The organism is Mycobacterium sp. TH-M82 (assembly GCF_057473605.1).
On the sequence record NZ_JBYCKY010000233.1, the window covers coordinates 1 to 1,650 of the forward strand.

Annotated in this window: 2 protein-coding genes; both read left to right on the forward strand. The window is 71.6% G+C overall.

All coding sequences use genetic code 11. From position 1 onward, the window contains the following. A partial coding sequence (locus AC2VON_RS06890; protein WP_486952273.1) for a glutamate-cysteine ligase family protein occupies positions 1 to 395 on the forward strand: 395 nt, incomplete at its 5' end. Next, on the forward strand, positions 392 to 1,650 hold a 1,259-nt coding region (egtB, locus tag AC2VON_RS06895; protein WP_486952274.1), incomplete at its 3' end, for an ergothioneine biosynthesis protein EgtB. The genes AC2VON_RS06890 and egtB, both read left to right, overlap by 4 nt.

The window sequence follows — 1,650 nt, forward strand, 5'->3', positions numbered from 1 at the left end:
TGCGGCTGCGCGGCTGGCTGGAGATCCGCTACCTGGACAGCGTCGACGACGCGCTGTGGCCCGCCATCGTGTTCACCCTGGTGACGCTGCTCGACGACCCGGATGCCGGTGATCTCGCCGCAGATGCGATCGAGCCGGTGGCCACCGCCTGGGACATCGCCGCCCGGATCGGGCTGGAAGATCGGCGGCTCTACGCGGCCGCCAACCGATGTGTGGCGATTGCCGCCGACCGGTTGCAAGCACGGTACGACGAACGCAGTGGACTCGGTGCGGGGCTGCGGCGACTGGCCGAGCTGGTGGACCGGGGCCGCTGCCCGGCCGACGACTTCGCCGACCGGGTGGTCGAGGCCGGAGTCGTGCCGGCAGTCGCCCGGCTGGCGCGGGCAGAGCCGTGAGCCCGCACGAGACGCTGGCCGGCGACCTGACCCGGGCGCGGGAGCGCACGCTGGCGCTGACCGGTCTGGCCGGCCTCGACGACGCCGATCTGCGCTGCCAATACGATCCGCTGATGAGCCCACTGGTGTGGGACCTGGCTCACATCGGCCAGCAGGAAGAGCTGTGGCTGCTGCGTGGCGGCGACCCGCGCCGGCCGGGCATGCTGCCGCCCGGAGTCGACGGCCTCTACGACGCCTTCACCCACCCCCGGGCGAGCCGGGCCGACCTGCCGCTGCTGTCGCCGGACGAGGCTCGAACGTATTGCCGAACGGTCCGGTCGAGGACATTTGAGGCGCTGGACACCCTCGGCGAATTGCCCAACGGCGCAGACTTTTTCACGTTCGGAATGGTGCTCAGCCACGAACACCAGCACCGCGAGACCATGCTGCAGACGCTGAACCTGCGCCCCGGCGCGCCGGTGTTGAGCCCCGGCGCCGCACTGCCCCCTGGCCGGCCCGGTCTGGCGGGGACGTCGGTGCCGGTGCCCGGCGGTGAGTTCACGCTGGGTGCCGACGCCGCAAGCGAGCCGTTCTCGCTGGACAACGAGCGGCCCGCGCACGTCGTGGACGTGCCGTCCTTTAGGATCGGCCGGGTTCCGGTGACCAACGCCGAATGGCGGGATTTCATCGACGACGGCGGCTACCGGCAGCGGCGCTGGTGGTCGCGGCGCGGTTGGCAGCACCGCGAGCAGGCTCAGTTGACCGCGCCGCAGTTCTGGAGCCCCGACCACTGCTCACTCACCCGGTTCGGCTGGGTCGAAGACATCCCCGCCGACGAGCCGGTGTGCCACATCAGCTATTTCGAGGCCGAAGCATACGCGGCCTGGGCAGGTGGGCGGCTGCCCAGCGAAATCGAGTGGGAGAAAGCCTGTGCATGGGACCCGGTGGCCGACGTCCGCCGACGCTATCCGTGGGGCGCCGACGCGCTCACCGACGCGCACGCCAACCTCGGCGGGGCGGCACTGCGCCCGGCGCCGGTCGGGGCGTACCCGGCCGGCGCGTCCGCGTACGGGGCCGAGCAGATGCTCGGCGACGTCTGGGAGTGGACCAGCTCACCACTGCGGGGATGGCCGGGTTTTACCCCGATGATCTACCGGCGCTATTCGCAGCCGTTCTTTGACGGCGACTACCGGGTGCTGCGCGGCGGGTCGTGGGCCGTCGCGGGCGAGATCCTGCGGCCCAGCTTCCGCAACTGGGACCACCCGTACCGGCGGCA